Annotated in this window: 2 protein-coding genes; both read right to left on the bottom strand. The window is 57.4% G+C overall.

Going from position 1 to position 3,760, the window contains the following annotated elements:
• The coding region (locus tag AC33YF_RS13145; protein WP_491777662.1) for an efflux RND transporter permease subunit at positions 1-1,999 on the bottom strand (1,999 nt) is incomplete at its 3' end.
• A 9-nt stretch (positions 2,000-2,008) separates the two neighbouring features.
• A partial coding sequence (locus tag AC33YF_RS13140) for an efflux RND transporter periplasmic adaptor subunit (RefSeq protein WP_491777661.1) occupies positions 2,009-3,760 on the bottom strand: 1,752 nt, incomplete at its 5' end.

Here is a 3,760-nt window from a genome sequence, read left to right as displayed (position 1 = left end):
CGCCCGAAAGCATATGGTCCAACCTGTGAGAGATTGGCTGACCGACCAGGATGCTCGCCGGAAGCACGGAGAGCTTCGACCGTATATCCGCGAGAACTTCCTCGCGACTGCGTTGGGATCCCGACAGGTCGATGTCTAGTTCGCTAGTGTGAACACCTTCGGCGTGCTCATCGAGCTCTGCACGCCCAGTTCGACGACCTACCGAAGCGACCTCGGGTACTTTAGCCACCAGTTCCTCAGCAATCCGTCCAATACGATTCGATTCCTCCAAGCTAACGCCGGGCTGCAAGATTACGCTGACCAGAACGGTGCCCTCATTGAACGGTGGTAGGAACGCGCGCGGCAGTAAAGCGCCGGCCCAAATGGCGACAATAATGGCGACGGCAGGAAGTCCGACGACGAAAATTGGTCGGTCGAAGCACCATTCGAGACCGCGGCGCTGCAGGCGTTTGAGGAACCGCACCAACGGACTGTCTTGTTCGGCCAGACTCTTCATGCGTGGGATCAGCCAATAAGAGAGCACGGGGGTTACGGTCATAGAGACGAGCAGGCTGGCGAGGATTGAAATGATGAAGGCGACGCCGAGTGGCGCGAACAAACGGCCTTCGATTCCCGACAACGCAAACAAGGGGATCAAGACGAGCACAATGATTGCTGTTGCGTAGAGAATGCCGCTCCGGACTTCGATTGAGGCGTCCGCTACGACATCCTCCGTGCTGCGCTGGTCGCTCCCGCCGGCAGCTCGGTGCAAGCCGAGGCGTCGATAGATGTTCTCGACGTCGACAACAGCGTCGTCGACGATCACTCCGATAGCAATCGCAAGCCCTCCAAGCGTCATGGTGTTGATCGATAGCCCCATCAACTGAAACACGATGATGGTGGTGAGCACAGACACCGGGATGGCGAGAATCGAGATTGCAGTCGTTTGCCAGTTGAGAAGGAAGACGAACAGTACGATGGCGACCACAATTAGGGCCTCAACTAGGACCTTCTTCACATTCGAGATCGATGTTTCGATGAAAGTGGCTTGCCGGAATTGTACGTCAGTGACGTTCACACCTTCTGGCATTACCTCTTGGAGTCGAGGCAACATGTCCTCAATCTCTTCGGTAATCTCCACGGTGTCGGCATTAGGCTGCTTTTGAATCGATAGGATTACAGCTGGCCTGCCGTTGAACCCTGCTTCGCCGCGCTTCGGTCTGGGAGCGAACCCAACATCTGCCACCTGTTCTAGCGTCACAACCTGACTATCCCGATAGGCTACGACCAGGTTCTGCAGGTTCTCAATCTGAGTCGTCCGACCAATATTGCGGATCAGGTACTCGCGCTCTTGGAGATTGACAAAGCCGCCCCCTGTGCTGGTCCCAAAGTGGCTGATCGTCGACTCGATGTCCACGAGACTCACATCAAGCGTGACCATTAGATCTGGTTCGGGAATAACGCGATATTGTCGCACTTCTCCGCCTATTGGGATGACCTGCGAGACTCCCGAGACGGTGAGAAGTTGAGGTCGGACGGTAAAGTCGGCGAGTTCACGCAAAGTCATTGCATCAGCTGTCTCGCTCGACATTGCGATCAGCATGATCTCGCCCATCACAGATGAAATCGGGCCCATCTGTGCCGTGACATCGGTAGGAAGCTGTTCTCGAACGAGTTGGAGCCGCTCTGCAACCTGTTGTCGGGCCCGATAGATGTCCGTGGACCAGCCAAACTCGATGTAAACTATCGACAACCCAACGCCCGAAACCGATCGCACCCGTAGCACTCCGGCCATGCCATTCATGGCCGTCTCAATTGGAAACGTGACAAGCGACTCGACTTCCTCTGGCGCCAAACCGTGCGCCTCGGCAATCAAGGTCACAGTTGGCCGGTTCAGGTCAGGGAAGACATCAATCGGCAACTTGTTCAGCGTGAACAGCCCATACACCATGACCGCTACGGCAGCAGCCATAACGAACAGTCGGTTGGCGAGACTTCCACGGACGATGGTAGCGAACATGGGCGACCTCTAACGAACCTGGTTCACGAATTCGGAGCCGCTAACGACAACCCTGCTACCCGCCTCGAGTCCCCCCGTTACTAAGACTTCAGCGCGTCCTAGCGGTTGGGTCCTCACGGGCTGGGCCCGAAACTGCTCCGCGCTGACCTTGAGCCAGATCTGCTCCAGACCGTTCGCGCCCCGAACGACTGCCGTCTCTGGCAGCACAAAGCCGTCTATTGGCGGTCCGGTTCGCACCACAACGCGAACCTTCGTGCCAATGGCCAAAGCAGCATCGGGATCCTTGACCTCGAAGTACAATGGCCGAGCCTGATGCCGTAGTGTCGGCGCACTACCCACATGTTTGATCGGAAATGATGCGCCTTCCCCGAGTAGTGCGTGGGCGGCGGCGACATCACTGTAATCTCGGCCCGCGACACCAACCGCCTCGATCCAAAGGTCCTCCGGATCGACAATTTCAAACAGAGTGTCCCGCGCATCGACGACCTGACCCGCGCGGACATTCGCAACCGAGATGATCCCGTCCACAGGTGCTTCCAGCGCGATCCGCTGTGCTGACTTCGGCTCCAGCACCCGCTTCCGTTCGCGCAATGCTTCAAGTTCTGCCAGCGTGTCTTCGAGGTCCTTCTGGGCGACGTAGTTACCGCGCACCCCTCGGAGACGCTCGAGGCGTTGCCGCGCTATGCGAAGGTTACCCTCGACCTCAGCCGTCAATTGTTCGAGGTAACCGCGCTCGTAAACGGGCATTGAGGGTACGAGATAGGCCAAGACTGCACCGGCCTGCACACGTTCTCCAACAAAGGCAACGCCCTTGCCGACGAGTTCAATTTCGCCGTCCATTGGTGCCTGAACTCGACCTTCGGATGCCGGGTCAGCGATAACGGCTCCCAATAGCTCATCGCCGATTTGTGTCTTCGTCGTCTTTGCAACTGTCGTGCGTACATTCAGTAGCCGCTGCGACGGCTTCGGCAGAAAAACTTCACCGTTCGGGAGCTTATGCGGGACATAACCGCTAGCGCCCTCTGGTTCAGCGTGACCGTCAGTACCATGATCGTGGCCCGGGCCACCGATAGCGACCGACGGGAGCATGGCCGCGAGTCCGAACGCGACCAAAATGAGCTGCGCGGCGTGTTTGGCCTTGGTTACAACATCCAACCTGGTGAGAGACCCATCCGTAGAGCCATCCTCCATACGGCCTTGCGCAGGGGCGTGCGGTCGGACGGCAAAAGCCAAGAGAAAGCCCAACAGTGCCGCGAGACCCGATATGACCCATACCATTGGCCTGGCAAGTAGGGAGTTGCTCTGAACATCATCATGTTCACGAGCTACTCCCAGATCGAGGACGCCATTCAGCAGTTCGATACGATCACCCGCTGTGACAACGAAGGTCAGAGCTCTTGTGCCGGACCCCGAAACCCAATCAGCGTTGAGCGCGTAGGTCCCGCTATCCGTCTGTGTGGCCATGGAGGGCGGTACTTCGTCGCCCGAAATCTCAATGGTGGTATTATCAACAGGCGTATTCGTTGCGCTCTCGTCGACATAGACGATCAATTCGCCGTCGATGACGACGGCAACGAGCTCCAGTTCGGTCCCGATGCTTTCGAGGCGGGGAACCTCCATTGGAGAGCTCGTTTCACTGTCGTGATCCACGCCATGATCGTGGCCTGGTCCGGCCCATATGGGTGGCGCCCATACGGCAACAAGAAAGAGGACAGTACAAATAACCGTAAGAATTCGAGTCATGCCCAGCTCGCAGTCTTT

Source organism: Methyloceanibacter sp. (genome assembly GCF_058506495.1).
The sequence above is the reverse complement of the archived record's forward strand: the minus strand, read 5'-3'. Positions and strand labels throughout refer to the sequence as shown.